The sequence below is a fragment of the Mucilaginibacter arboris genome (genome assembly GCF_009754915.1).
Lineage (GTDB): Bacteria > Bacteroidota > Bacteroidia > Sphingobacteriales > Sphingobacteriaceae > Mucilaginibacter_A > Mucilaginibacter_A arboris.
The window spans coordinates 172,934-196,436 of the sequence record NZ_WPIK01000006.1; the positions used below are offsets into that span (position 1 = coordinate 172,934).

Below are 23,503 nucleotides of genomic sequence, written 5' to 3' on the forward strand. Positions count from 1 at the left end.
TTTTAATCAGATGGTTAAGGGTTCTTTTTGTTGTAAAACTTTTTTGTACTCTTTCGGGAATACTTTAATAAACTGATAAGAAGCTACTGGCCATTCGCTTAACAGTTGTTTAGCAACTTCGCTTTGGGTTAACTGAACGTGTTTGCGTAGTAACGTGATGATTTCTTCTTCATCCTGAGCAGATAAAGTGTCTAAATCAACCATTTCCTTATTGCAGTTCTCGCGGAAAGAATGATCTGCATCATAAACCCAGGCAATACCGCCGCTCATGCCGGCAGCAAAATTACGCCCGGTTTTTCCGAGGATTAAAGCACGTCCGCCAGTCATATATTCGCAACCATGATCGCCTACACCTTCAACCACGGCAGTAGCGCCAGAATTACGTACGGCAAAGCGTTCTCCTGCTTGTCCGCGGATAAACATTTCTCCCGAAGTAGCTCCGTAAAGCACCACATTGCCTACAATAATATTTTCTTCTGCTATAAACTTGCTTTCTTTAGAGGGATAAATTGCGATTTGTGCACCGCATAGTCCTTTTCCAACGTAATCATTAGCTTCTCCTTCCAGTTCAAAAGATAGTCCTTTTGTTGAAAATGCGCCAAAACTTTGTCCGGCAGAACCCGTAAATTTATAATTGATTAAGCCTGAAGGTAAGCCGGCAGAACCATAAAGTTTAGAGATTTCGTTGGATAATAATGTCCCAACAGTACGGTCAGTATTTTTAACGGTAAAAGAAGCATATACCGGCATCTGATTTTCCAGGGCTGGTTTAGCCTGCTCCAACAGTTTCCAGTCCAGAATATCTTCCATGCCATGGTCCTGCTTTTCGCTGTTGTACAAAGTCATGCCGCGCGTATTGCTAACAGGATGTAACAAGGCAGAAAAATCAACAGTTTTAGCTTTCCAATGCGTAACGTTTTCACGTACTTTCAAAAATTGAACCCTGCCAACCATTTCATTTATGGTCCTGAAACCTAACTCGGCCATAATTTCCCGTAGTTCTTCTGCCAGAAACTGGAACAGGTTTACTATATGTTCTGGCTTGCCGCTAAACAATTTTCGCAGATCAGGATCCTGGGTAGCAACACCAACCGGACAAGTATTTAAATGACATTTCCGCATCATGATACAACCGCCTGCAACCAATGCTGCAGTTGCAACGCCCCATTCTTCTGCGCCAAGCAAAGCAGCAATTGCTAAATCTTTACCTGTTTTTAACTGTCCGTCTGTTTGCAGCACTACACGGCTCCTTAATTTATTACGTACTAAAGTCTGATGTGCTTCGGATAAACCTAATTCCCAAGGTAAGCCAGCATGTTTTACAGAACTGATTGGTGAAGCACCAGTTCCGCCATCGCTTCCGGCAATTAAAATTACATCAGCATGGGCTTTTGCAACACCGGCGGCAATCGTTCCGACACCAGCTTTAGAAACTAATTTTACGTTGATTCTTGCTGCACGATTAGCATTTTTCAAGTCGAAAATCAATTGCGCCAAATCTTCAATAGAATAAATATCATGATGCGGCGGCGGAGAAATCAAGCCTACCCCAGGCGTAGCATGGCGTACTTTTGCAATCCAGTTATCTACTTTATGGCCAGGCAATTGTCCGCCTTCCCCAGGTTTTGCACCTTGCGCCATTTTAATCTGCAACTCATCCGCATTGGTTAAATAATTTGAAGTTACGCCAAAACGGGCAGAGGCAATTTGTTTGATGGATGAACGCATAGAATCTCCATTCTCTAATGGCACATATCTTATTTCATCTTCTCCGCCTTCCCCTGTATTGCTTTTCCCGCCAATACGGTTCATTGCAATAGCAATTGTACTATGTGCTTCGTGAGAAATAGAACCGAAAGACATCGCTCCGGTTGCAAAACGCTTCATAATGTTTTCTGCAGGTTCTACTTCATCAATAGAAATTGCTTCACGGTGATGGGCAAAATCCAGCAAACCACGAATGGTGTACATCCGGTCTGTTTGCTCATTAATCAGTTTTGCATAATTCTTATAAACCTCGTAATCGTTAGTACGGGTAGCATGTTGCAGCAAATGCACCGTTTGCGGATTGAATAGATGTGCCTCGCCCCTGCGTTTCCATTGATAGATACCGCCTTCAGGCAATAACTGATCTTCCTTTTTAGAGCTTCTGAAACCGTTAACATGTTTACACAATGTTTCGCGGGCAATTTCATCCAGGCCTAAACCACCAATACGGGTAATTCCACCAGTAAAATACTGATCTACAACTTCTTTATTAATTCCCAGGATTTCAAAAACCTGAGAACCATGATATGACTGCAGCGTTGAAATCCCCATTTTAGAGAAAATCTTGAGCAAGCCTTCGCAAATTGCTTTGATATAGTTTTTAGAAAGAGATGGTACATCCAGTGAACTTTCCATCTTTCCTTCCTGAGATAAAGTATTGATCGTAGCCAGCGCCAGATAAGGGTTGATTGCAGTTGCCCCAAAAGCCAGCAAACAAGCAAAATGGTGAACCTCCCAAACATCTCCAGCTTCTATAACCAAACCTACCGCTCCGCGTAAACCTTTTTTAATGAGATGGTGATGAATAGCAGAAACAGCTAACAGAGAAGGTATTGGTGCATGTTCAGAATCTACTGCACGGTCTGATAAGATTAACACTTCAAACCCATCCTGAACAGCATCTTCTGCATAACGGCATAAACGGTTTAACCCGTTTGCCAATGATCCTGGCAAACCATCAGCTTTAAAGTAAGTTTGAAGCGTTTTAGCATGAAACAAACCTGTATCAATACTTCTTAACTTCTCCAGTTCATAATCATGCAAAATAGGCTGATTATGCTCCACACAATGGCAGTGCATTTTATCTTCGTCCAGTAAATTACCATTGTTACCAATAAAAGTAGCCAGGCTCATCACCAATCTTTCACGGATTGGATCAATTGGCGGGTTAGTTACCTGCGCAAAAAACTGTTTAAAGTAGCTGGAAATATGCTGAGGACGATCTGATAATACCGCTAACGGTACATCAGTTCCCATAGAGCCAATTGGTTCTTTACCATCGGTTGCCATCGGTTTAATAATCGTTTCAATATCCTCACGCGAGTACCCGAAAACCTGCTGATACTTAAAAACAGAAGCTTTTGATAAATTAGTGAAGGAAACACGTGGTTCTGCAAGTTCATCCAGCTTAATTTTATAATTCTCCAACCACCGGCCATAGGGCTGGCGGGAGGTAATTTGTTTTTTTATTTCATCATCTGTAATGATTTTTCCCTGAGTAGTATCTACCAGGAACATTTTACCCGGCTGCAAACGGCCTTTTTTAATTATGGTCGATTCATCCAAAGGCAAAACTCCTGCTTCTGAAGCCACGATCACCCGCCCGTCATTGGTAACTGCGTAACGTAATGGACGCAAACCGTTCCGGTCTAATAACGCGCCTATAATTTTACCATCGGTGAAATTTAAAGCAGCAGGCCCGTCCCAAGGTTCCATTAAAGTGGCATGATATTCGTAAAATGCCCTTTTTAACGGGTCCATTTGTTCGTTTCCGTCCCAGGCTTCCGGAACCAGCATCATCATTACATGGGGCAACGAACGGCCAGAGTGCATTAAGATTTCAACTACGTTATCTAAACAGGCTGAATCCGACTGGTTATTGTCAATTACCGGAAACAAAATCTCCATCTCCTCTTTAGTAAAAAACGGAGAAACATAAGATTGAATGCCCGAATAAAACCAGTTTAAATTACCGGTTAAAGTATTGATCTCGCCATTATGGGCTAAAAAACGAAATGGCTGGGCAAGTTTCCAGGAAGGAAAGGTATTGGTAGAAAACCGGGAATGGATCATCCCAAATCCGGATGAAACGCGTTCATCACGTAAATCAGTAAAATACTGGCGCACCTGATAGGTGGTTAACTGGCCTTTATAAACAATAACTTTACAGGAAAACGAAGTAAAGTAAAAATGCTCTGCGCCTGTTTTAATAGTTTCGTTAACTGTTTTGGTAATAAACCGGCGCAATACGTATAATTTACGTTCAAAATCATCTGCATGGTGTATATGTGCTGGCCGTGCCACAAAAAGCTGTTCAACTGTTGGTTCGGCTGCCCGGGCTGTTTCGCCAATGCAGGAAGAATCGACAGGAACTTTACGGTAACCTAAAATGGTTAACCCTAATTTACCGCAGCATTGCTGAATAATATTATGGCATACTTTTTTTACACCAGAATCTTTAGGTAAAAAAAGCATCCCTACACCATACTCACCCGGTTCTTTTAAAGAAATTTCATCTGTTGTACATTCTTCGAGTAAAAACTCATGCGGAATCTGCATTAATATCCCCGCACCATCTCCCGAATCAGGGTCGCAGCCACACGCGCCCCGATGCTCCATGTTTTCAAGCATGGTAAGCGCATCAGCTATAATATGATGCGATTTATGCCCATTAATATGTGTTATAAATCCGGTACCGCAAGCATCGTGCTCAAATTGAGGGTCGTACAATCCCTGCTGGTCAGTTTCAGTTTGCTTCATCAGTAAAATAGGAACAAGTAAAATATTGCTTATTAGACGAATATAAGCGTACTGAAAGAAATTATCAGCATCTATATTACTTTTTATACATTTATTAAAATTTAAAATTTAAAACCAATTATTTTAATCAAATAGCAATAAAAGTTAATTAAATTTATTATATTGATAATACTAAATTTATAAACATTAGTTATTATAAAAGCTAAAACTTCAGGTCCAGGATAAAAATAAGCATGATTAAGACGGTTAGGCCAGGGCAAAATTATTTTTCTTAGCGTTTACAGGAGCTTAAGCAGTAAAATTCATAATTAAAAAAACTTTAAAAGTTAATTTTACTTATATTAAATATAAGCAATCAGTTTAGCAAACCTACTTGCAATTCCTTGAAATAATATTAGCCGTATTTAAACCTAACGAAGCGAACGCTAACAAATTAAATTAAAAAGCTATGTCTGGAATTAACAAAGTGATTTTAGTAGGGCATTTAGGTAAAGATCCTGAATACAGGCACCTGGAAGATGGAGTGGCAGTAGCTAGTTTTCCTTTGGCTACGTCGGAAATTGTATTAAAAGACGGTAAAAGAACAGAATTGACCGAATGGCACAATATTGTTTTATGGAGAGGGCTTGCTGATATTGCACAGCAAATGTTAACCAAAGGAAAATTAGTTTACATAGAAGGAAAACTAAAAACCAGGTCTTTTGAATCAAGGGAAGGAGTAAAAAAATTTACCACAGAAATAGTGGCAGAAAATTTTAAACTACTTGGCCGTAAAACAGATTTTACCAGTATTGAAGCTTTTGAACCTACAAAAGGATAATATTAAACAGTATTAAAATGATCAGGCAACATATTACCCGATCATTTTAATACTGTGGCATTACTCATCATCTCCTTCTTCTGGCCCAGGTTCTAAATTCTCTGTATCGGGTGTAACCGTAGGAATTTCTTTGGCAAGTTCTTCATTATCCTTGTCTTGTTCTTGGGTTGAATCCGGTCTTGTTTCCTGATCCTGATTTTCGGGAACTATTTCCATGTTATTTTATTTTAGCTGTTATACTTCTAACACGGATATTTTACCTGATTGTTTTAGCCGGATAAAAAAAGCATGCCCGTGTTTTTCTTAAATTTTAAGAAACGGGGAAAAACAACGCCAGTTTGTGGAATTATTGATATACTGCTACTTTTTGAACAGCCGGAAAGCTGTTTGCAAAAAGATTAATTTCCCTGATCTTAAAAGAAAAAACCGTACTTCCGTCCGGCTGGGTTTCACGCTCTTTTATAGAATCGCAAAGCAAACGGATGCGGTCGTCCCATACCTCTATATCAAAGGCATAACAGCCTTCTTGATGCTGAGGTACAAATAGTTGCATACTTTCGCGCGGGGCAGTTACACTAATTACATCATCAATTTTAAAGTTAGCAGGATAATGAAAAGTTAAGGGAACAACAGTTCCATCAGGCAGGTTTTGTGTTGTTTGATTAATAATTTTATCAGAAATTTTTGAATTCATGGGATTGATTTTAAAAGTTATAGAACTTTAAATTGCAAGTATTAAACCATACTTGGATTTACCGGAAAATGATAGAGGAAAATTATTTTGATTTTAAAAAACCCTCAACCGGTTTTGAGGGATGCTGTTTTTACAAGACAAAAAACAGCAAAGCACTTTTATCTTTTTTGTTCGGGGCAAAGATAAAAATAATTGTGTACAAAGTACACTAAGTAGTTATTTATTGTTTAAAAATGACAATTTAAACAATAACCCCTTCATTCTTAATCCGATCAATAAAAGCAGGGATTTTATTCAGGTAATCCTTTTCCGAAGCTAACATCTTTACAAAAGCACTGCCTACAATAGCTGCGTTGGCATATATACAGGCTTTTGAAAACGCAGCGTGACTGGAAATACCAAAACCAATAACGGTCGGATTTTTCAATTTCAGGTTTTGGATGCGTTCAAAATAGCGTTCGACGTTTTCGGAAACTTCCAGGTTTTTACCAGTAATGGAAGAAGAAGAAAGCAGGTAAATAAAGCTCTGGCTTAAATTATCAATCTTTCGGATCCGTTCTTCCGATGTTTGCGGCGTGACCAGGAAAATGTTGCTTAGGTTATTCTCCAAAAAATACTGCTTGTACAAACTTTCATATTCGTACATCGGCAAATCCGGAATTATTACACCATCAGCACCAACTTCAACTGCTTTTTTACAAAATTTTTCTACGCCATATTGTACTACCGGGTTAAAATAACCCATTAACAAAACAGGAATCGAAACACGTTTACGCAGATCTTTTAATTGTTCAAACAAAACATTCAGGTTCATCCCGTTTTCCAGAGCAGTCTGAGAACTATGCTGAATCGTCGGCCCGTCAGCCAGAGGATCTGAATACGGAAAACCGATTTCCAGAAAATCTGCACCTGCTTTTTCTAATGCTTCGGCAATATTAACCGTAGCATTTAACTCTGGAAACCCAGCCGTATAATAGATAGATAAGAGGTTTTCTTTCCTGGTGGAAAAAAGCTGGTTCAGCCTGTTCATGCTTTGTGTTGATGTTAAAAGTAGAAAATTGCTTGGCATACTGTTTTTATGCCAGTAAAAACAGTATGGTTTAAAATCCGAAATGGTTAATGTAAGTCGTCAAATCTTTATCACCTCGGCCAGAAAGACAAACTACTACAGTTTCATCTCCTTTAAATTTCATTTTTTTAAGCTGGGCCAATGCATGGGCAGTTTCTATCGCCGGAATAATCCCTTCCAAACGGGAACATTCCAAACCTGCTTCCATGGCTTCATCATCTGTAATGCTTACGTATTCTGCCCGTTTAATTTTATGAAGGTGTGCATGTTGCGGACCGATCCCGGGATAATCTAAACCGGCAGAAATAGAATAAGGTTCTACCACTTGTCCGTCATCGGTTTGCATTAAAATCGTTCGGCTGCCATGCAAAACACCTTCTTTACCTAAAACAGAAGTCGCTGCAGATAAACCGGAATCAATCCCTTTTCCGGCAGCTTCCACCGCAACTAATTTTACGCTTTCATCATCCAAAAAGTGATAAAACATACCCATTGCATTACTTCCTCCGCCAACACAGGCAACCGCATAATCCGGCAGTTCGCTCCCGGTTTGTTCTAATAACTGTTTGCGGGTTTCTTCGGAGATGATGGATTGAAAACGGGCAACCATTTCCGGATAAGGAAACGGTCCAACTACAGAACCGATAATATAATGCGTATCTTCCGGATTGTTGATCCAATCGCGCATCGCTTCATTGGTTGCATCTTTTAACGTTTTGCTTCCTGAAGTTGCCGGAATTACCGTTGCGCCTAACATTTTCATCCGGGCAACGTTTGGTGCCTGGCGTTCAATATCCACTTCGCCCATATAAACAACACATTCAATATTTTTTAGCGCACAAACAGTTGCGGTTGCTACGCCGTGTTGCCCTGCTCCTGTTTCGGCAATAATCCTTGTTTTACCTAAACGTTGTGCTAATAAAATTTGCCCGATTGCATTGTTAATTTTATGTGAACCGGTATGGTTTAAATCTTCCCGTTTAAAATAAATGTTTGCGCCATACAATTCCGAAGTACGTTTTGCGAAATATAAAGGAGAAGGACGGCCAACATAATCGCGCATTAATTGATTAAATTCATTGATAAAAGAAGCATCCGTAGTAATAGCCAGATATTGCTGCCTTAATTCCTCAATATTCGGGTAAAGCATTTCGGGAATATAAGCGCCACCGAAATCGCCGTAATAACCTTGTTCATCAACTCCGTATTTCATCTTCTTGAGGTTTTATTATGAAGGAAGCTTGCTGTTTTGCAACTTTATCAGTTCAAAAGTCCTGCTTAATTTTTCTAAATCTTTTAATCCCGGTGATATTTCAAACCGGCTGTTTAAATCTACACCGTAAAATGCCGGATGTTTCAGTTTCAAAACACTTTCTATATTTTCTTCACTTAAACCGCCGCTAATAAAAAAGGGCACTTTTAAATGATAATTCTGAAGGATTTGCCAGTTAAAAACCTCGCCTGATCCGCCATGAGCAGTAGTTTTGGTATCGAACAAAAAGAAATCAACACAATTAGCATAAGGTTCTAATCTGCTAAAATCAAAAGTATCATCAACACCAAAAGCTTTAATTACTTCTGTTTGAGTTTTTAAAGCCCCACACATTTCCGGCACTTCGTTTCCATGAAGCTGCACAGCATCAAGCTGATATTTCTGGATGATACTTTTGATTGTACTAAAGTCTTTATCCACAAAAACACCTACTTTTTTTGCCGGTAAACGAAGTTCGGTCAACTCTTTGTTTGGCTCATAACCCACAAAACGCGGCGAATGCGGATAAAAAATAAAGCCCAGATAATCTGGTTGCAAAGCTGCAACTGCCCGGACGTTTTCCGGAAACTTCATACCGCAAACTTTAATTTTCATAACGTTTTGTTATTGTTCCAACAATGTTTTAAAACTGTTTAACGCCTTCTTACTTTGCAAAGATACACTTGCTTCGTTATAACTGTCTGCAAATGTTTTTTCGGGATGAATTGTTTTGATGGCCATAGCAGCATTACAAAGCACTACGCTGGTTTGTGCTTCGGTTGCTTCGTTATTTAAAACTGCTGTAAAAACTGCTGCTGCTTCGGGGACCGTATGGCCGCTGCTAATTTGTGCAGGATGAAGTTTTTGAAGATCAAGCTCATTCAATTTATAAATCCGTTCGCCTGCATTAGAAAAAGCTTTGAAATCGCAGGTTAAAGAAATCTCATCATATCCATCCAAAGCATGAACAATAGTATAATTTTTATCAGTTTTTTGATAGAGATAAGCATAAACGCGGGCAAGCTCTAAACTAAAAACGCCAACCATCTGGTTTTTTGGCTTTGCCGGGTTAACCATTGGCCCAAGCATATTAAAAAAGGTTTTTACAGCCAGTTCTTTACGGATGGGTGCAATAATTTTCATGGCCGGGTTAAACAATGGCGCATGCAAAAAGCAAATGCCGGCGGTATCAATGCTTCTTTTAAGCCGGTCAATTTCGTTGGTAAACTGATAACCGAGATATTCCATCACATTAGAAGAACCAGACCCGGAAGAAACGCCATAATTACCATGTTTGGCTACTTTATAACCAGCGCCGGCAACTACAAAAGAAGCCAGTGTAGAAATATTGAAAGTATCTTTACCATCGCCGCCTGTACCGCATAGATCGATCAGGTTTTCTGTTTCTAAATCTACCGGCACGCATAATTCCAGCATCGCATCGCGAAAACCTTCCATTTCATCAACCGTGCTGCTGCGCATACAATAGGCGGTGATAAAAGCAGCCATTTGAGATGGGTTGTATTTGCCCCTGGCGATGTTGATCAGGATATTTTTAGACTCTTCTTTACCGAAGCTCCTGTTTTCAAATAAATGATTTAAGATGGCTTTCATATCTGCTTAACCTGCCATTGGCAGCTCTAATCGTACAATTATTGGATTTCGTTTTCTTCTGGCAAATAAAAAAGGTTGCTGCTGGCAACCTTGTCTTACAAAATCCTATTTTTATTGCAAGTTTTAATTATTAGTATGATTCTTTAATCTGAACCAAGATAGCAAATATCAAAAAAAATATAAGGATTACAAAGACGAACACCGGTTACAGGCCAAACAATTATGATGAAGGACCGGATGAAAAGGATTTAAAACGCTAACACCATCAAACCAATTGTAACTGCATAAAACAGATTTTACTGTGAGCCTGTTTAAATTTTATTCAACGTATTGCCGATACTTCTTTTATCCGGTAAAATCTGTGATGTCCCTGTAATTTTTAATTTAAAGATTATTCAGGCATTAACTTTTTATCGATAAAAGAAGCATTGTATTTCTTATGATAAAAATTTTAACAGGCTCTGTTTTTACAGCCTTATAATTTTGACACCATTGCTTTTTTAACCGGTAAAAAAAGCATAGAGATGCAACTATGTCTTCAAAAAAATATAAAATTCAGGACGACCTGGGCTTAGGTTTACAGCCTGTGGTAAAAAACCAGCGGGTAATAAACCGCGATGGCTCTTCTAATATCCGCCGTACCGGAACGCCTTTTTTTCGCACGGCAGATACTTATAATGCTTTGATTACGATGTCGTGGAGTGCCTTTAACCTGCTGGTTTTCTCTGCTTACCTGCTTATCAATGTACTTTTTGCGCTTGTTTATCTTGCATTAGGGATTGAAAATTTAGACGGAATCAGACCAGGGCATTCTGCTTTTATGCACTTTATGGATGCTTTTTTCTTTTCGGCACAAACTATTTCTACAGTTGGTTACGGTCACATCAGCCCGGCTGGCATAACAACCAGTTTTGTTGCTGCTTTAGAATGTTTAATCGGCCTGCTCAGTTTTGCTTTGGCTACAGGCTTACTTTATGGGCGGTTTTCGCGGCCTTCTGCAAAAATCCGTTACAGTAAAAATATAATTGTTGCGCCTTATTGGGATATAACCGGTTTGATGTTTAGATTAGCTAATTACCGCAGCAACCAGTTAATCGAGCTGGAAGTGAGCATAATGCTAACTTATAATGCAACGGTTGACGGAAAAGTTATACGGCAATTTGTGCCCTTAGAACTGGAAAGGAACAGGATTAGCCTGCTTACCTTAAGCTGGACAGTTGTGCATCCGATTACCGAAGACAGTCCGCTGAAAACCATGGGGCCAGATTTTTTAAAAACCAGCAAAGCAGAATTTATTGTGATGCTGAAAGCTTTTGATGACAGCTTTTCGCAAACGGTACATTCCAGAACTTCTTATAAGGATGAAGAATTGGTTTGGGGCGCACAGTTTATATCTGCCATTTCCCTGGATGAAATGGGTGTAAATGTATTGGATTTAACTAAAATCGATGCTTTACAAAAAGTCAGTTTACCTGCAGGATAAATAGCTTTTTAGCTTAAATATTCTCTTACAACCCCATAACCAGCAATTAATTAAACTTATTTCCTGCCGGATGGAATTATTACTTAAATTTTATCCTTAAAAGAAGTATAGATATAAAAAAACGTAGTTACAATTTTAATATTTATACGAAAAACGATATAAATATAACATTTTGTTAAACTTTTGGCAATAAAACTTAAAATTTTCAGTTTACTACATAAGTTTAACATAATTTAACACGCTAACTCGTTTAACTAATTAAAAAATGAAAAAAAATATACATTTATGCATGATTTTCCTGTTTTTATTTGCTTCGCAAGTTTATGCGCAAAATCATACAATTACTGGAACAGTTATTGCCAAAGAGGACGGATTACCCTTGCCTGGTGTAAGTGTACGTGTGGCAGGAACAACAGTTGGTACAGTAACCGGGCCAGACGGTAAATATTCCATTTCCGCATCTGACAATAATGTACTTGTATTTACTTTTATCGGCTATGATGTGCAACAAACAAATGTTGCCGGCAAATCTGTTATTAATATTACGCTGCAGAGCGGTAATACACAACTAACTGAGGTTATTGTAACAGCTTTAGGCATCCGGAGAGAGAAAAAGGCATTAGGCTATGCTGTACAGGATGTTAAAGGTGATGACTTAATTGCCGCCGATCAATCTGATCCTTTAAAAGCATTAAGCGGTAAGGTTGCAGGCGTACAAATTACGGCATCCGGAGGCACACCCGGCGCTGGTGCTTATATCCAGTTAAGAGGCCAAAACTCTTTAACAGGCGATAACCAGCCTTTATTTATTGTTGACGGCGTTCCAGTAGATAATTCCCAAAACTATTCCGGCGACCCTTCCCAGGGGAAGAACAATTTATTGCAAGGCGCTGCCAATACTAACCGGGCTGCTGATATTAACCCAAATGATATAGAAAGCATATCCGTATTAAAAGGGCCGTCTGCGGCCGCTTTATATGGTTTTCGTGCTGCCAATGGTGCTATTATCATTACCACTAAAAAAGGTGCAATGGGTAAACCTCAGGTCGATTTTAATACAGGTGTATCTTTTGATGTAGTAAATAAGTTACCTAAACTGCAAAACCAATATGTAAAAGGGCTTAATGGCCAGATTTATCCCTACAGTTCAACCAACCGTTACTCTTGGGGGGCAAAAGCAGATACTTTATATTGGACAGGTGTTCCGAACCAATATGATGTTCATGGAGACCTGGTTGGAAAATCAAGCCCATTAGCTAAGATCCCTTTTACACCTTATGATAATTTAAATAACTTTTTTAAAACTGGCGTTACTTATAATAACTCTGTTAGTTTAAGCGGAGGAAATGATGCAGCTACTTACAGAACATCAGTTACTAATGTTTATCAAACTTCAATAATCCCTACTCAATATTATCAGAGAACTTCAGTTGCATTTTCCGGCCAGTTAAAAATTTCATCAAAAATAAAAGCTTCAACCAGCCTGACTTATACTTCCAGTGATGGCAATATTGCCCAGCAAGGCAGTAACCTTTCTGGTATTATGTTAGGTTTAACCCGGACCCCGATATCCTTTGATAATTCTTTTGGCAGAAAAGACCCAACAGATCCGGCTGCCTATCTATACCCGGATGGCAGTCAAAGGTCATACAGAAACGGAACCTACGACAATCCGTACTGGACAATTAATCAAAATCCATACACTACCAACATAGGCCGTCTGTTTGGCAATGTTCAGTTGGATTATAACATTGGCAATGGTTTTAGTGCGCTTTATAGGTTAGGTACTGATACTTATAATGACAACCGGCATCAATTGTATGAGATTAATTCTGGCGCCTATCCGGGTGGAAGAATATTTGATGACCGCTATACTTACAGAAGCTTAAACTCTGATTTAATATTAAGTTATACTAAAAAATTCGCCCAGGATTTCCAGTTCGATGCTAAAATAGGAAATAACTTTTATGGTTATAAACTGGATGAACTATACACCCAGGGAGATGGATTGGTAGCGCCAGGTTTTAACAATATTGCCAACGCAAGCAGCATTATATCTACCAATCCGATTACAAACTTCAGGACGGCAGCCGTATATTATGATTTAAACTTAGGGTATAAATCATTATTATACCTGGAAACCACCGGAAGGAATGACTGGGGATCGACCCTGCCAAAAGGTAAAGATTCATTCTTTTATCCTTCTGCTAACTTAAGTTTTGTGTTTTCAGAATTAGGCGACCTTAAAAACAGCGATGTTTTAAGTTTTGGTAAAATCCGTTTATCAGCAACACAAGTTGGTAAAGTGCCGGATCCTTACAGAACATCCAGCTTTTATACACCAACTACCTATACAGATGGATACACTACCGGCATATCTTATCCAAGCAACGGGCAAGCCAGCTACGGTTTAATTAATGTGTTAGGTAATGCTAATTTAAAACCAGAGAGAACAAACTCATTTGAGATTGGTACACAATTAGCTTTTTTTCGGAGCAGGCTGGGCATAGATGCAACCATTTACCACAGTAAAGGAACTGATTTATTGGTTACAGCCCCTATCTCAGGTTCTACAGGTTATCAATATCTTACCCTAAATTCCGGTTCGATCAGGAATAATGGCTTTGAACTTCAGGTAAATGGTTCCCCTGTTAAGAACAATAATTTTACCTGGAATTCATTTGTCAATTTTAGCCTGAACAGAAATAAAGTTTTGGCCCTGGCCGAAGGTGTAAACCAGATTACCCTAAATGGTTTTACCGGAACTGTTATTGCACAGATCCCTGGTGCCCCTGCTGCTTCCATTTATGGCTACGGATATGTTAGGGACAACAATGGCAACATTGTTGTAAGTGATGTGAAGAATACCAATGGAAGCAACATAAGCGATATTACTGGCTATCCCATCAGCAACACCAATGTTCAAAAGATCATTGGAAATACCAATCCCAGGTTCCTGATGGGTTTTGGCAATACTTTTACCTATAAAAAAATCTCGTTATATACCCTTGTTGACTGGAAGTTTAAAGGAGATATCTGGGATGGCACCAGAGGGTCTTTAGCTGCTATCGGCACCTCGGATGCTACCAGTAACAGAAATACCAATACTGTTTTTGGCGGCGTTTACGGTCACCTGGATGCCAATGGCAACCTGGTACATTACAACAGCTCAGGCCAGGAAGTTGCAGGCGGCGGGGCAGCCAATACTTCAAGTGTTCCATTAGACCAGGGATGGTTCCAGGGCGATGGCGGCGGCTTTGGAAATATCAACGAACAGTTTATTGAAGATGGCTCTTTTGTAAAACTTCGGGAAGTTTCTTTATCCTACGATTTTAAAAGTTTATTCTTTGGTAAATCAAGTAATTTTATAAAAGGCTTTACAATAGGTGCCTTTGCAAGAAATATTATTATCTGGACACCTTATAAAGGAATTGACCCCGAAACCAGCTTAACGGGTGCAACAAGTGCACAAGGGATTGATTACTTTAATAACCCGGGAACTTCAAGCTATGGTATTAATTTAAAAGCCCGGTTTTAACAATAAATACTATTATCATGAAACTTCATATCAAAAATATATTTACAAAAGCTGCTGTACTATTTGCTATAGCAACTGTAACTACCTCGTGTAAGAAAGGTTATTTCTACCCGGGAATTAATGATGATCCGACACAGCTGCAAAAACCTGTATCTTCTAACCTGCTTCCTGGAATTATTGAAAGTACAGGCTATGAATGGGGCGGAGATGCTTCACGGTTTACTTCAGAATTTATGCAGCAAACAACGGGTGTAGCCAACCAATCTGCACTTGCCAGTAACTATAATGTATCTGCAGATGATGTGGACAATATGTGGACCGGCGGCTTATACGGAGGAGGTATTATGAACAACGATTACTTCCTGATTAAAATAGCCGATGCTGCAGGCCAAACGCATTATGCTGCTGTTGCACGTATATTAATGGCCAATGCTTTAGGTTTAACTACAGATTTGTGGGGAGATATACCTTATACAGAAGCTTTCCAGGGAACAGCAAACCTGCAGCCTCATTATGATACGCAGCAAAGTATTTATACTACCATAGACAACCTGCTAAGTACAGCTATAACTGCTTTGACTACTTCAGAAAACACCAGCCAGCCCGGAAGCGATGATGTACTTTACAACGGTGATTTGCAAAAATGGTTAAGGTTTGCACATACTTTACGCGCTAAAATGTACCTGCATTTGGTTAAGGTTGATGCTACTTATTACGATAAGGCATTAACCGAAGCTGCTTTAGGCTTTACTTCTGCTGCTGATAATGCTGGTGTTCCATTTGCCGGATCGAGCGTAACCTCACAGAACCCCTGGTACCAGTTTAATACACAAAGAGGCGATATTGCTTTTACAGGCTATATTTATGATTTATTAACTGCTAATAAAGACCCTCGCTTAAGTGTTTACAGCGATGGCAGCGGGGGTTTAGGAACCTTGTACGGCAGCCCTAATTCAACCGTTTATTTACTGAGCTACGATGAATTATTGTTTATTAAAGCTGAGGCACAGTTTCAAAAAGGGGATAAAGTTTCTGCTGCTGCTTCCTATAATGCTGCCGTGACTGCAAATTTATTGAGGACAGTAAACAGCGCCGCTTATGCCACTACTGTTGCTAAAACTGCTGCCAATATCACGTTAAATGATATTATGACCCAAAAATACATAGCCAACTTTTTGAACCCGGAAGTTTGGACGGATTGGAGAAGAACAGGTTTACCTGTTCTTACTGCACCCCCAAGCAGCGCATTAAATGGTTCTTTGCCGCGCTCGTTGCTATATCCATCCGGCGAAGAGAGATATAATTCTAACGCACCTAAGAACACCAGTATGTTAAGAAGGGTTTGGTGGGATAAATAATAATAAACACATCAGGGTTATTATTTAACCGTTTATTTAAAAAAGCAGAAGCGCGGGCCATTAAAAATTCCGCGCTTTTTTGTTTTAAGTTCTGATTTTAAGGATGGAAAACTTAGAAACTATTAAGAAGCAGTTTAATTTTTGTTCCATTTATTTGTCCATACTTCTTTTATCACCTAAAAATCATCAAAGCCATTTGCTTTTGGAAACGGAAGCAAGTGTAAACATCCATTTTATGGTGCTAAAAGAAGCATCACGATTTTTCCCCAGTTCAATTTAAACGGCTTCTAAACCTTGCAGAAAGCAAAACTGCAGGCTAACCTTAAGGTAGATTGTAGAAAACTTTAAGGTTTTTGCCTGATAAAAGAAGCATACAAAAAGATATAAGGTAAAATTTAAACAGGTCGAAGCTAAGAACAAAAGCACGGCACAATCCGAGTTCAGTCAGACAGCATATTTCTTTCCATCAACGCTTCCAAAACCTCAACCAAGGCAGCAATACATTTATCTACATTGATTTGGCTATGTGCCGGAAAAGGAACGGCTTTGGTATATTGAACGGAAGCAATAGCTGATAGCTCAATCGCTTTGTTTACTTCAGGCTCCAGCACTTTCATCATCGTTATTACCACTTTCGGCCTCATGCTGGCTAACCTTTCGCTTAATGGTTTAATACCGTTTTCCCTAACCGATTGCCGGACTTGGAGGTAAACCATTGATCATTTGATCACACAGTTAATCTACATAACAGCCGTTTTCTTTAAAAAAAGCAAGAAACTCTTCGTCATTTTTAAACTCACCAAAAACCTGGCTGAATGCTTCTTTTACCGCCCTAAAAACGTTAGAATTTTTAAGGTAAAAAAAGCGCTTTCCTGGTTGTACCGCTTCGGTTATAAAAATAATTTGTACTGTTTGCGGCTTGTAAAATTGCCTGATCTGGTTTAAAGCTTCTGTCATTCCTAACAAAAAGCTTTCTGTTGTTTTAATGTTTTATTTCCTGATGATTTGCTTGGCCAGCGTTGTGTTCCCATCAATTTTTTCAGTCTGTTTTAAACCTAAAACGGTAGTAACAACGGGATAAACATTAATATTTTGAAACGCCGGAATTTTTAAATGCTGTTTAAAAGCGGGTCCCCAGGCGTAAAAAGTAGCGTTCATTTCTTTAACTTTTGTCGGATCGTAACCATGCTGGCCCGGCTTTATTTTCCCAGGACCTAATCTAAACACTTTAGGCAAATCAGGTATCAGCAAAATATCACCAATACGGTTGTAACGGTCATCCTTTTCACCATAATGCAAATAAGCCGGCAAATTTGCTTTTGTGTACACCTTATAATCATGTTCCGATTGTTTTAATGATTGATAAGTAGCCGGTATATGCTTTTTATTTTTGGCGTACAGCTCCAAAATTTCCCCACCGGGCGGAATGATGAATTTAGTAGTATCAACAGCCTGCGGCAAAGGAATTGGGTTTTGTGTATCAACCTTTACCATGCCATGATCGGATACTAAAATAAAACTAACCGGCAAACCCGTTGCTTTTACGGCTTTGTTCAATTCGTTTACCGCAGAATCAATAAATAAAACGGCACGTTGCGTTTCGGCTGCGTCCGGGCCAAAATTATGTGCCGCATGATCTACTTCCGGAAAATAAAAAGTAATTAAATGCGGGCGCTTTTCTGCCGGTAACTTTAACCAGTTTACAACTGTTTCTATCCGCTGATGGATGCCAATTTTCTCACTATAATCATAATAATAGGTTGGATAAATGCCTTTTATCGGCGCTTCCGATCCGACCCAGTAAAAACTTGCGGTCAGTATTTTCTGCTGTTCGGCCAGAACCCAAAGCGGCGTTCCGCCATACCATTTGCCATCTTCGGCTTTGGCTTTGTTGCTGCTTTTATAAAATTCTTTTCGTTTCGGATCGTAAAAATCGTTGTTAACCAAACCATGATGTGCAGGATATAAACCGGTAACCAAAGTATAATGATTAGGGAAAGTTAACGAAGGATAGGAAGGCACCATCCGTTCTGCCTGCACACCTGCAGTGCGGAAGGCCATCAGGTTTTTGGCCTGATATTTATCAACAAAATCGTACCGCAAACCATCAACAGAAATCATGATCACGTAAGTTTTTTTTTGTTGTTGGATGCTGTTTTTACGACCGGAAATTACGTGCTGCGTTGTATCAGCCTGGGCAAAAGCAAAAGTTGAAAGGAAACAGAAAATGAGAATAGCAAAAAAACGTTTCATTAGGCAAATTTACCGTTGTTTTTTTTAGCGTTGTAATAAGCACAAATAAGTTACAGCAATGGAAGTGTATTGTTATAAAAAGTATAGATTTATAGCTAAAAATTGATATGAATTTACTTTATGATAATCGTTTCAAAATGGTGGCTTTATTTAGCCTGTTTTTTTTATCAGCAGTAATTGCAGCACATTTTATTATTCGCTCTTCCGTTTTTCAACATAACATCTCAATCCTATCCAATGCACTTTCAGTTGATTTTATAGTTACTTTACCTTTTTGTGCTTGGATGCTTTTGGTCAGAAAGAAAATTATCAATTTTCCACTTTTCTTAACTATAGTTTCCATCTGCTATTTTACTGTTATCCGTCTGCTTCCACAACAGCAAAACTTGTTGCTACAATCGGTAAAGTATTTATTAGCAGCAACTGAATTAATTTCAGTTGTCTGGTTATTTATTAAAATTAAAAAAATCAGACGCTTTTATAGAAGGTTATCTTCCTCAGATTTTGATTTCCCTGAGAAATTGCAGCAAAGCTTAGAAAGCGTTTTAGGACAAAATAAAATAGCCGACATTTTAGCTGCCGAATTTGTAATGATACGTTACGGTTTGTTCTTTTGGTATAAACGCAAAAAAGAACCGTACCAGCCAAATGAATTTTCTATCTACAAAAACACTTCGTTTGCTGCTTTTACTGGTGTTTTGCTATTTATGCTGATACTCGAAACGGGGTTGGTACACTTATTATTACTGCATTTTGGGCATGAAAATATAGCTTTAGGATTGCTTATTTCAGAAATATATACTGTACTTTTCATCATCGCTTATATAACTTCTGTTAAACAACGCCGCATTGTAATTGCTAATAACGAAATTAAAATCAGGATTGGCTTATTGTACACCGCTCAAATTAAAGCAGCACAAATAGAAAATATTAGCCCGGTCAATGCTTCTTTTATACCCGAAAAAGCAGTGCTTAACTTGGCAAAACCAATATTTGATCAGCCAAACTTATTTTTGAAATTGAATGAACCAGTTGCCTTTTCAGCAGCTTTTGGTATCAGAAAATATGTTTCACAAATTACTTTGCATGTTGACTGTAAAGAAGATTTTTTGGAAAGCGTAAAAATGTTGGTAGCGCATAACAGTTAACAAACCAAAACAACTCCTTCCTGTTCCTGCTTGCATGTATAACTCGCCTAATTTTAACGGTAAAGTTTTTGTTAACCCAATCCCCACTAAAACCGGTTTATCTTCCAGCATTTTTAAAGTTTTGGCAGAATATACCAAAGATCATCCAAACCGTACGCCACGCATTCAGCCAGGCCCTTTTGCTGCTGATTTGCCTCTTTTAAATAAGTTAAAGGGAGATGAGCTGCGGGTTACCTGGATGGGACATTCTTCTTTGTTGATCGAAATGGATGGAAAACGGATCTTAACGGATCCGGTTTGGGTAAAACGGGCTTCGCCTTTTCAGTTTTTCGGCCCGGAACGGTTTTTTCCGGCCCCGATTGCTTTAGATGATCTGCCTCCGATTGATGCTATCCTGATCTCTCATGATCATTACGACCACTTGGATGAAGCAACCGTAAAAACATTGGGTAAAAGAAGCATTCCGTTTTTCTGTTCTTTAGGAGTGGGAAAGATTTTGGCAGGCTGGGGCATCAACAAAAACCAGATCACAGAGTTCGACTGGTGGCAGGAAAAAGAGATCTGGCCGGGTTTTAAATTGGCTGCTGCCCCTGCCCGTCACTTTTCAGGCAGAGGGATCATCAACAGAAATACCACACTCTGGGCTTCGTACATTATTAAAGGTTCAAAACATAAGGTTTATTTTGGCGCTGATTCTGGCATCCACCCGCTTTTTAAAACCATTGGCGAAAAGTACGGCCCGTTTGATATAGCCATGCTGGAAATTGGTGCTTATAACGATCTTTGGAAAGACATCCACATGGGCTCGGATAACGCTGCAGATGCTTTTGCGGCTGTTAACGCTAACTTAATGATGCCGATACATTGGGGAACTTTTAACCTGGCTTTTCATGCCTGGACACAACCGGTTGAAAGGTTGTTGGAAATTGCAAAGCAAAAAAACATTCCCTTACTGGTGCCTCAACCAGGGGAAACTTATACTTATAACGGCAAACCTTACGTGAATAAATGGTGGAAACCTTTTAAATAGTAAGATGGAAAGTAAATTTTTAAAAGCTTACTTTTCTGAATTTATCGGGACTGCCTTGCTCGTTTTAGTGGGGTTATCTGTCGTGATTTTTATTAATGGAAAAGGTTCGCCCATACTGCAAATTATCCCGGATGCGGGAACCAGAAGGGCTGTTTCCGGTTTTTTATTCGGTACAACCGGTTGTTTGATCACCATTTCTCCGGTCGGAAAAATCAGCGGCGCGCATATTAACCCGGTTGTAAGTATTGCTTTTTGGCTTCGCAAAACCATGCAATTTAAAAACATGCTTGGTTTTATTGCAGCACAAATGGCTGGCGCCGCAATTGGCTGCTTGCCTTTACTTTTATGGGGAGAACAAGGTAATAGTATGGATTATGGCGCGACCATACCGAACGGATTAAATGCTGCTTTTATTGGTGAAATATGGACAACTTTCGTTCTAATTGCCGTAATCCTGTTTTTTACAGGCCACGAAAAATTGAAAAATATTACCCCTTTTATGATGCCGGTTATCTATGGTATGATGGTTTTTGCAGAAGCGCCCATTTCCGGAACAAGTACCAATCCGGCACGGAGTTTTGGCCCGGCGCTTATAAGCAGCGTTTGGTCGGGTTACTGGCTTTACTGGGCTGCACCGGTAACCGGCATGCTGCTTGCTGTTTTAGTTTTTAATATTGGCTGGCTAAAACACCTCAGATCTGATGTGGCCAAGTTATATCATTTTGCTCAATACCGGCATATCAGCAATGATCTGTAACTAACACTTCTTTTAACGCGGGTTTGACGGCTTTCTTTGCTGCACTATTTTTTTGCCTGTAAAAGAAGCATTGTTAAGTGGATAACTATTATTCTAATGGGGATTAGAATCCCAGTTTCAAGAATTAGCAATTGGCAAACCAGGACCGGCAGTTGTTTAATTTATCCGTGCTGTTTGAGATGCTTCTTTTATCACCTAAAAAACAAGGGGCATGTTATACTTTTATGAAGCACCGGATGAAAAAAAACAAAAATTCTTAATGCTAAAAGAAGCATAAGGATTTTTTGTCCTATATTTTTAAATAGCTTTACAGCAATCCTGCTGTTTTTTATGGGATAAAAGAAGCAGGGCCATTAAAAGCTAAACAAAACAAATTTAAACGGATGAAAAAAAGCTTACTTGCGCTGGCGTTCTTGTTTTTAATGACCGGCACACATGCACAAACAAACAGCTATCAACCCTCGCCCCAAAATACAGCAGCCAGAAAATGGTTTACCGATGCAAAATATGGCCTGTTTATCCATTGGGGCCCGTTTAGCATTCCGGGTTCGGGCGAATGGGTGATGAACAACAGGAACATCACCGTAAAAAATTATACCCGGCTGGAGCGTTTTTTTAACCCAGTTGATTTTAACGCAGCCAACTGGGTAAGCCTGGCCAGGCAGGGCGGCATGAAATACATTACTTTAATTACCCGTCACCACGACGGGTTTAGTATGTGGGATACCAGGTATTCTGATTTTAATATCATGCAAACGCCTTACAAAAAGGATATTGTAAAGCAAATGGCCGATGAGTGCCATAAACAAGGTGTTAAACTTTTTTTATATTACTCGCTGCTGGATTGGAGAAGGGACGATTACCAATATTGGACGGGCAGGACCGGCAAAGGCACCGGACGGACAGAAAGAGGCAACTGGAACGATTATATTACCTTTATGAAAAACCAGTTAACAGAACTTTTAACAAATTATGGTACCATCGGCGGGATTTGGTTTGATGGTTACTGGGACCAGATGGACGAGGAAGGTAAAGACCGGAAAGATAATGACACGCGCGTTGACTGGCATATCCGTGAAATTTACGACCTGATCCACCGGCTGCAACCGCAATGCCTAATTGGCAATAACCACCACATGTCGCCTTTACCTGGCGAGGATTTTCAAATGTTTGAACAGGATGTGCCCGGCGAAAATACAAGCGGGTTAAGTTTTCAAAAAATCTCCGGCCTTCCGCTGGAAACCTGCGCCACCATTAATAACAGTTGGGGGTTTAACCTTACAGACACTACCTATAAAACACCGGCACAGCTCGTTAACCTTTTGGTAAGATCGGCAGGTAACGGGGGCAATCTTTTACTTAATATTGGCCCTATGCCTAACGGCGAGATCCAGCAGGAATTTCAGGACCGCATTAATTGGATGGGCGCCTGGTTAAAAACATATGGCGAAAGCATTTATCAAACCAAAGGCGGTTTCCTCAGGCCGCAAAAATGGGGCTGTTTAACGCAGGCATCCGGAAAAGTATATGTGCACCCTTTAAATCCCGAAGGGAACAGCCTTACCCTGGAAAGCTTTCCTTATAAACAAATCAAAAAGGCTTATCTGCTTAAAACAAAGCAGCCTGTAAAAGCTGAGCTCAAAAATAAAAAATTACTGCTAACGGTACAGCAGCCCACAGCAGAAGACCCTGACCAGGTAATTGTACTGGAAGTTGGAAATAAATAACCCGGGTTTAAGATGAAGTTGGGATTTTGGAAGAATGCTGCCCTTTAAGGCCTATAACTTTTATACCACACTAATTTTTTGCCTGTAAAAGAAGCATTGTTAAGTGAATAAATTTTTTAGTGGGATTAGAAATCCACAGCTGCTGGACCGGGTTGCAAACCCGGACCAGCAGCTGAGTTCAGGATCGAATACGAAGCTACAATTGCCATGGCCTTTAGGCCGTGGTTGTATGT

18 protein-coding genes are annotated in these 23,503 nt (G+C 39.5%); 8 read left to right on the forward strand and 10 right to left on the reverse strand.

Going from position 1 to position 23,503, the window contains the following annotated elements:
* Positions 1 to 6 precede the first annotated feature (6 nt).
* On the reverse strand, positions 7 to 4,527 hold the full coding sequence (gene gltB, locus GO621_RS08320; RefSeq protein WP_157565941.1) for a glutamate synthase large subunit: 4,521 nt from the start codon (positions 4,525 to 4,527) through the stop codon (positions 7 to 9).
* 448 nt (positions 4,528 to 4,975) lie between these two features.
* Between gltB and GO621_RS08325 the strand changes: the two genes are divergently transcribed.
* Positions 4,976 to 5,347 carry a single-stranded DNA-binding protein gene (locus GO621_RS08325; RefSeq protein ID WP_157565943.1) on the forward strand — a complete coding sequence of 124 codons (372 nt, stop codon included), beginning with the start codon at positions 4,976 to 4,978 and terminating at the stop codon, positions 5,345 to 5,347.
* A 60-nt stretch (positions 5,348 to 5,407) separates the two neighbouring features.
* Here GO621_RS08325 and GO621_RS08330 read toward each other — a convergent pair whose 3' ends face one another.
* From GO621_RS08330 to trpD, 6 genes are all read right to left on the reverse strand, one after another.
* Positions 5,408 to 5,563 carry a hypothetical protein gene (locus GO621_RS08330; protein WP_157565945.1) on the reverse strand — a complete coding sequence of 52 codons (156 nt, stop codon included), beginning with the start codon at positions 5,561 to 5,563 and terminating at the stop codon, positions 5,408 to 5,410.
* A gap of 130 nt (positions 5,564 to 5,693) precedes the next feature.
* The gene (locus tag GO621_RS08335) at positions 5,694 to 6,041 is read right to left on the reverse strand and encodes a hypothetical protein (RefSeq protein WP_157565947.1); all 348 of its coding nucleotides are present in this window, start codon (positions 6,039 to 6,041) and stop codon (positions 5,694 to 5,696) included.
* A gap of 241 nt (positions 6,042 to 6,282) precedes the next feature.
* Positions 6,283 to 7,071, reverse strand: a complete 789-nt coding sequence (gene trpA / locus GO621_RS08340; protein WP_157565949.1) for a tryptophan synthase subunit alpha — start codon at positions 7,069 to 7,071, stop codon at positions 6,283 to 6,285.
* Between the two features lie 70 nt (positions 7,072 to 7,141).
* Complete coding sequence (gene trpB, locus GO621_RS08345) at positions 7,142 to 8,323, reverse strand: tryptophan synthase subunit beta (RefSeq protein WP_157565951.1); 1,182 nt, start codon at positions 8,321 to 8,323, stop codon at positions 7,142 to 7,144.
* Between the two features lie 15 nt (positions 8,324 to 8,338).
* Positions 8,339 to 8,977 carry a phosphoribosylanthranilate isomerase gene (locus tag GO621_RS08350; RefSeq protein ID WP_157565953.1) on the reverse strand — a complete coding sequence of 213 codons (639 nt, stop codon included), beginning with the start codon at positions 8,975 to 8,977 and terminating at the stop codon, positions 8,339 to 8,341.
* Between the two features lie 9 nt (positions 8,978 to 8,986).
* Positions 8,987 to 9,976: an anthranilate phosphoribosyltransferase gene (trpD, locus tag GO621_RS08355; RefSeq protein ID WP_157565955.1), complete on the reverse strand. Its 990-nt coding sequence runs from the start codon at positions 9,974 to 9,976 to the stop codon at positions 8,987 to 8,989.
* A gap of 532 nt (positions 9,977 to 10,508) precedes the next feature.
* Here trpD and GO621_RS08360 point away from each other — a divergent pair.
* From GO621_RS08360 to GO621_RS08370, 3 genes are all read left to right on the forward strand, one after another.
* A complete protein-coding gene (locus GO621_RS08360; protein ID WP_157565957.1) occupies positions 10,509 to 11,459 on the forward strand; it encodes an ion channel in 951 nt (316 codons plus the stop codon).
* A 265-nt stretch (positions 11,460 to 11,724) separates the two neighbouring features.
* Complete coding sequence (locus GO621_RS08365) at positions 11,725 to 14,997, forward strand: SusC/RagA family TonB-linked outer membrane protein (RefSeq protein ID WP_157565959.1); 3,273 nt, start codon at positions 11,725 to 11,727, stop codon at positions 14,995 to 14,997.
* 17 nt (positions 14,998 to 15,014) lie between these two features.
* Positions 15,015 to 16,355, forward strand: coding sequence for a SusD/RagB family nutrient-binding outer membrane lipoprotein (locus GO621_RS08370; RefSeq protein WP_157565961.1), 1,341 nt, complete (start codon positions 15,015 to 15,017; stop codon positions 16,353 to 16,355).
* 440 nt (positions 16,356 to 16,795) lie between these two features.
* Here the strand turns inward: GO621_RS08370 and GO621_RS08375 are convergent, their stop codons facing one another.
* From GO621_RS08375 to GO621_RS08385, 3 genes are read right to left on the reverse strand one after another with little or no spacing between them, the layout of a single operon-like run.
* Positions 16,796 to 17,071 carry a hypothetical protein gene (locus tag GO621_RS08375; protein ID WP_157565964.1) on the reverse strand — a complete coding sequence of 92 codons (276 nt, stop codon included), beginning with the start codon at positions 17,069 to 17,071 and terminating at the stop codon, positions 16,796 to 16,798.
* 19 nt (positions 17,072 to 17,090) lie between these two features.
* The gene (locus tag GO621_RS08380; RefSeq protein WP_157565966.1) at positions 17,091 to 17,312 is read right to left on the reverse strand and encodes a hypothetical protein; all 222 of its coding nucleotides are present in this window, start codon (positions 17,310 to 17,312) and stop codon (positions 17,091 to 17,093) included.
* Between the two features lie 33 nt (positions 17,313 to 17,345).
* The gene (locus GO621_RS08385) at positions 17,346 to 18,608 is read right to left on the reverse strand and encodes an alkaline phosphatase family protein (protein WP_157565968.1); all 1,263 of its coding nucleotides are present in this window, start codon (positions 18,606 to 18,608) and stop codon (positions 17,346 to 17,348) included.
* 107 nt (positions 18,609 to 18,715) lie between these two features.
* Between GO621_RS08385 and GO621_RS08390 the strand changes: the two genes are divergently transcribed.
* The 4 genes from GO621_RS08390 (at position 18,716) to GO621_RS08405 (ending at position 23,270) form a co-directional block, all read left to right on the forward strand.
* Positions 18,716 to 19,756 carry a hypothetical protein gene (locus tag GO621_RS08390; RefSeq protein ID WP_157565970.1) on the forward strand — a complete coding sequence of 347 codons (1,041 nt, stop codon included), beginning with the start codon at positions 18,716 to 18,718 and terminating at the stop codon, positions 19,754 to 19,756.
* Positions 19,757 to 19,790: 34 nt separating this feature from the next.
* On the forward strand, positions 19,791 to 20,786 hold the full coding sequence (locus tag GO621_RS08395) for an MBL fold metallo-hydrolase (RefSeq protein ID WP_157565972.1): 996 nt from the start codon (positions 19,791 to 19,793) through the stop codon (positions 20,784 to 20,786).
* A gap of 4 nt (positions 20,787 to 20,790) precedes the next feature.
* Entirely contained in the window at positions 20,791 to 21,543 is a 753-nt protein-coding gene (locus GO621_RS08400; protein ID WP_157565974.1) for an MIP/aquaporin family protein, read from the forward strand.
* A 383-nt stretch (positions 21,544 to 21,926) separates the two neighbouring features.
* Positions 21,927 to 23,270, forward strand: coding sequence for an alpha-L-fucosidase (locus GO621_RS08405; protein ID WP_157565976.1), 1,344 nt, complete (start codon positions 21,927 to 21,929; stop codon positions 23,268 to 23,270).
* Positions 23,271 to 23,503: the final 233 nt, after the last annotated feature.

Coding starts and splice junctions, on each gene's coding strand:
- GO621_RS08335 (WP_157565947.1), bottom strand. CDS start 6,041: ATGAATTCAAAAATTTCTGATAAAATTATTAATCAAACAACACAAAAC.
- gltB (WP_157565941.1), bottom strand. CDS start 4,527: ATGAAGCAAACTGAAACTGACCAGCAGGGATTGTACGACCCTCAATTT.
- GO621_RS08330 (WP_157565945.1), bottom strand. CDS start 5,563: ATGGAAATAGTTCCCGAAAATCAGGATCAGGAAACAAGACCGGATTCA.
- GO621_RS08350 (WP_157565953.1), bottom strand. CDS start 8,977: ATGAAAATTAAAGTTTGCGGTATGAAGTTTCCGGAAAACGTCCGGGCA.
- GO621_RS08405 (WP_157565976.1), top strand. CDS start 21,927: ATGAAAAAAAGCTTACTTGCGCTGGCGTTCTTGTTTTTAATGACCGGC.
- GO621_RS08395 (WP_157565972.1), top strand. CDS start 19,791: ATGTATAACTCGCCTAATTTTAACGGTAAAGTTTTTGTTAACCCAATC.
- GO621_RS08360 (WP_157565957.1), top strand. CDS start 10,509: ATGTCTTCAAAAAAATATAAAATTCAGGACGACCTGGGCTTAGGTTTA.
- GO621_RS08370 (WP_157565961.1), top strand. CDS start 15,015: ATGAAACTTCATATCAAAAATATATTTACAAAAGCTGCTGTACTATTT.
- GO621_RS08375 (WP_157565964.1), bottom strand. CDS start 17,071: ATGGTTTACCTCCAAGTCCGGCAATCGGTTAGGGAAAACGGTATTAAA.
- GO621_RS08385 (WP_157565968.1), bottom strand. CDS start 18,608: ATGAAACGTTTTTTTGCTATTCTCATTTTCTGTTTCCTTTCAACTTTT.
- trpB (WP_157565951.1), bottom strand. CDS start 8,323: ATGAAATACGGAGTTGATGAACAAGGTTATTACGGCGATTTCGGTGGC.
- GO621_RS08380 (WP_157565966.1), bottom strand. CDS start 17,312: ATGACAGAAGCTTTAAACCAGATCAGGCAATTTTACAAGCCGCAAACA.
- GO621_RS08325 (WP_157565943.1), top strand. CDS start 4,976: ATGTCTGGAATTAACAAAGTGATTTTAGTAGGGCATTTAGGTAAAGAT.
- GO621_RS08365 (WP_157565959.1), top strand. CDS start 11,725: ATGAAAAAAAATATACATTTATGCATGATTTTCCTGTTTTTATTTGCT.
- trpD (WP_157565955.1), bottom strand. CDS start 9,976: ATGAAAGCCATCTTAAATCATTTATTTGAAAACAGGAGCTTCGGTAAA.
- GO621_RS08400 (WP_157565974.1), top strand. CDS start 20,791: ATGGAAAGTAAATTTTTAAAAGCTTACTTTTCTGAATTTATCGGGACT.
- GO621_RS08390 (WP_157565970.1), top strand. CDS start 18,716: ATGAATTTACTTTATGATAATCGTTTCAAAATGGTGGCTTTATTTAGC.
- trpA (WP_157565949.1), bottom strand. CDS start 7,071: ATGAACAGGCTGAACCAGCTTTTTTCCACCAGGAAAGAAAACCTCTTA.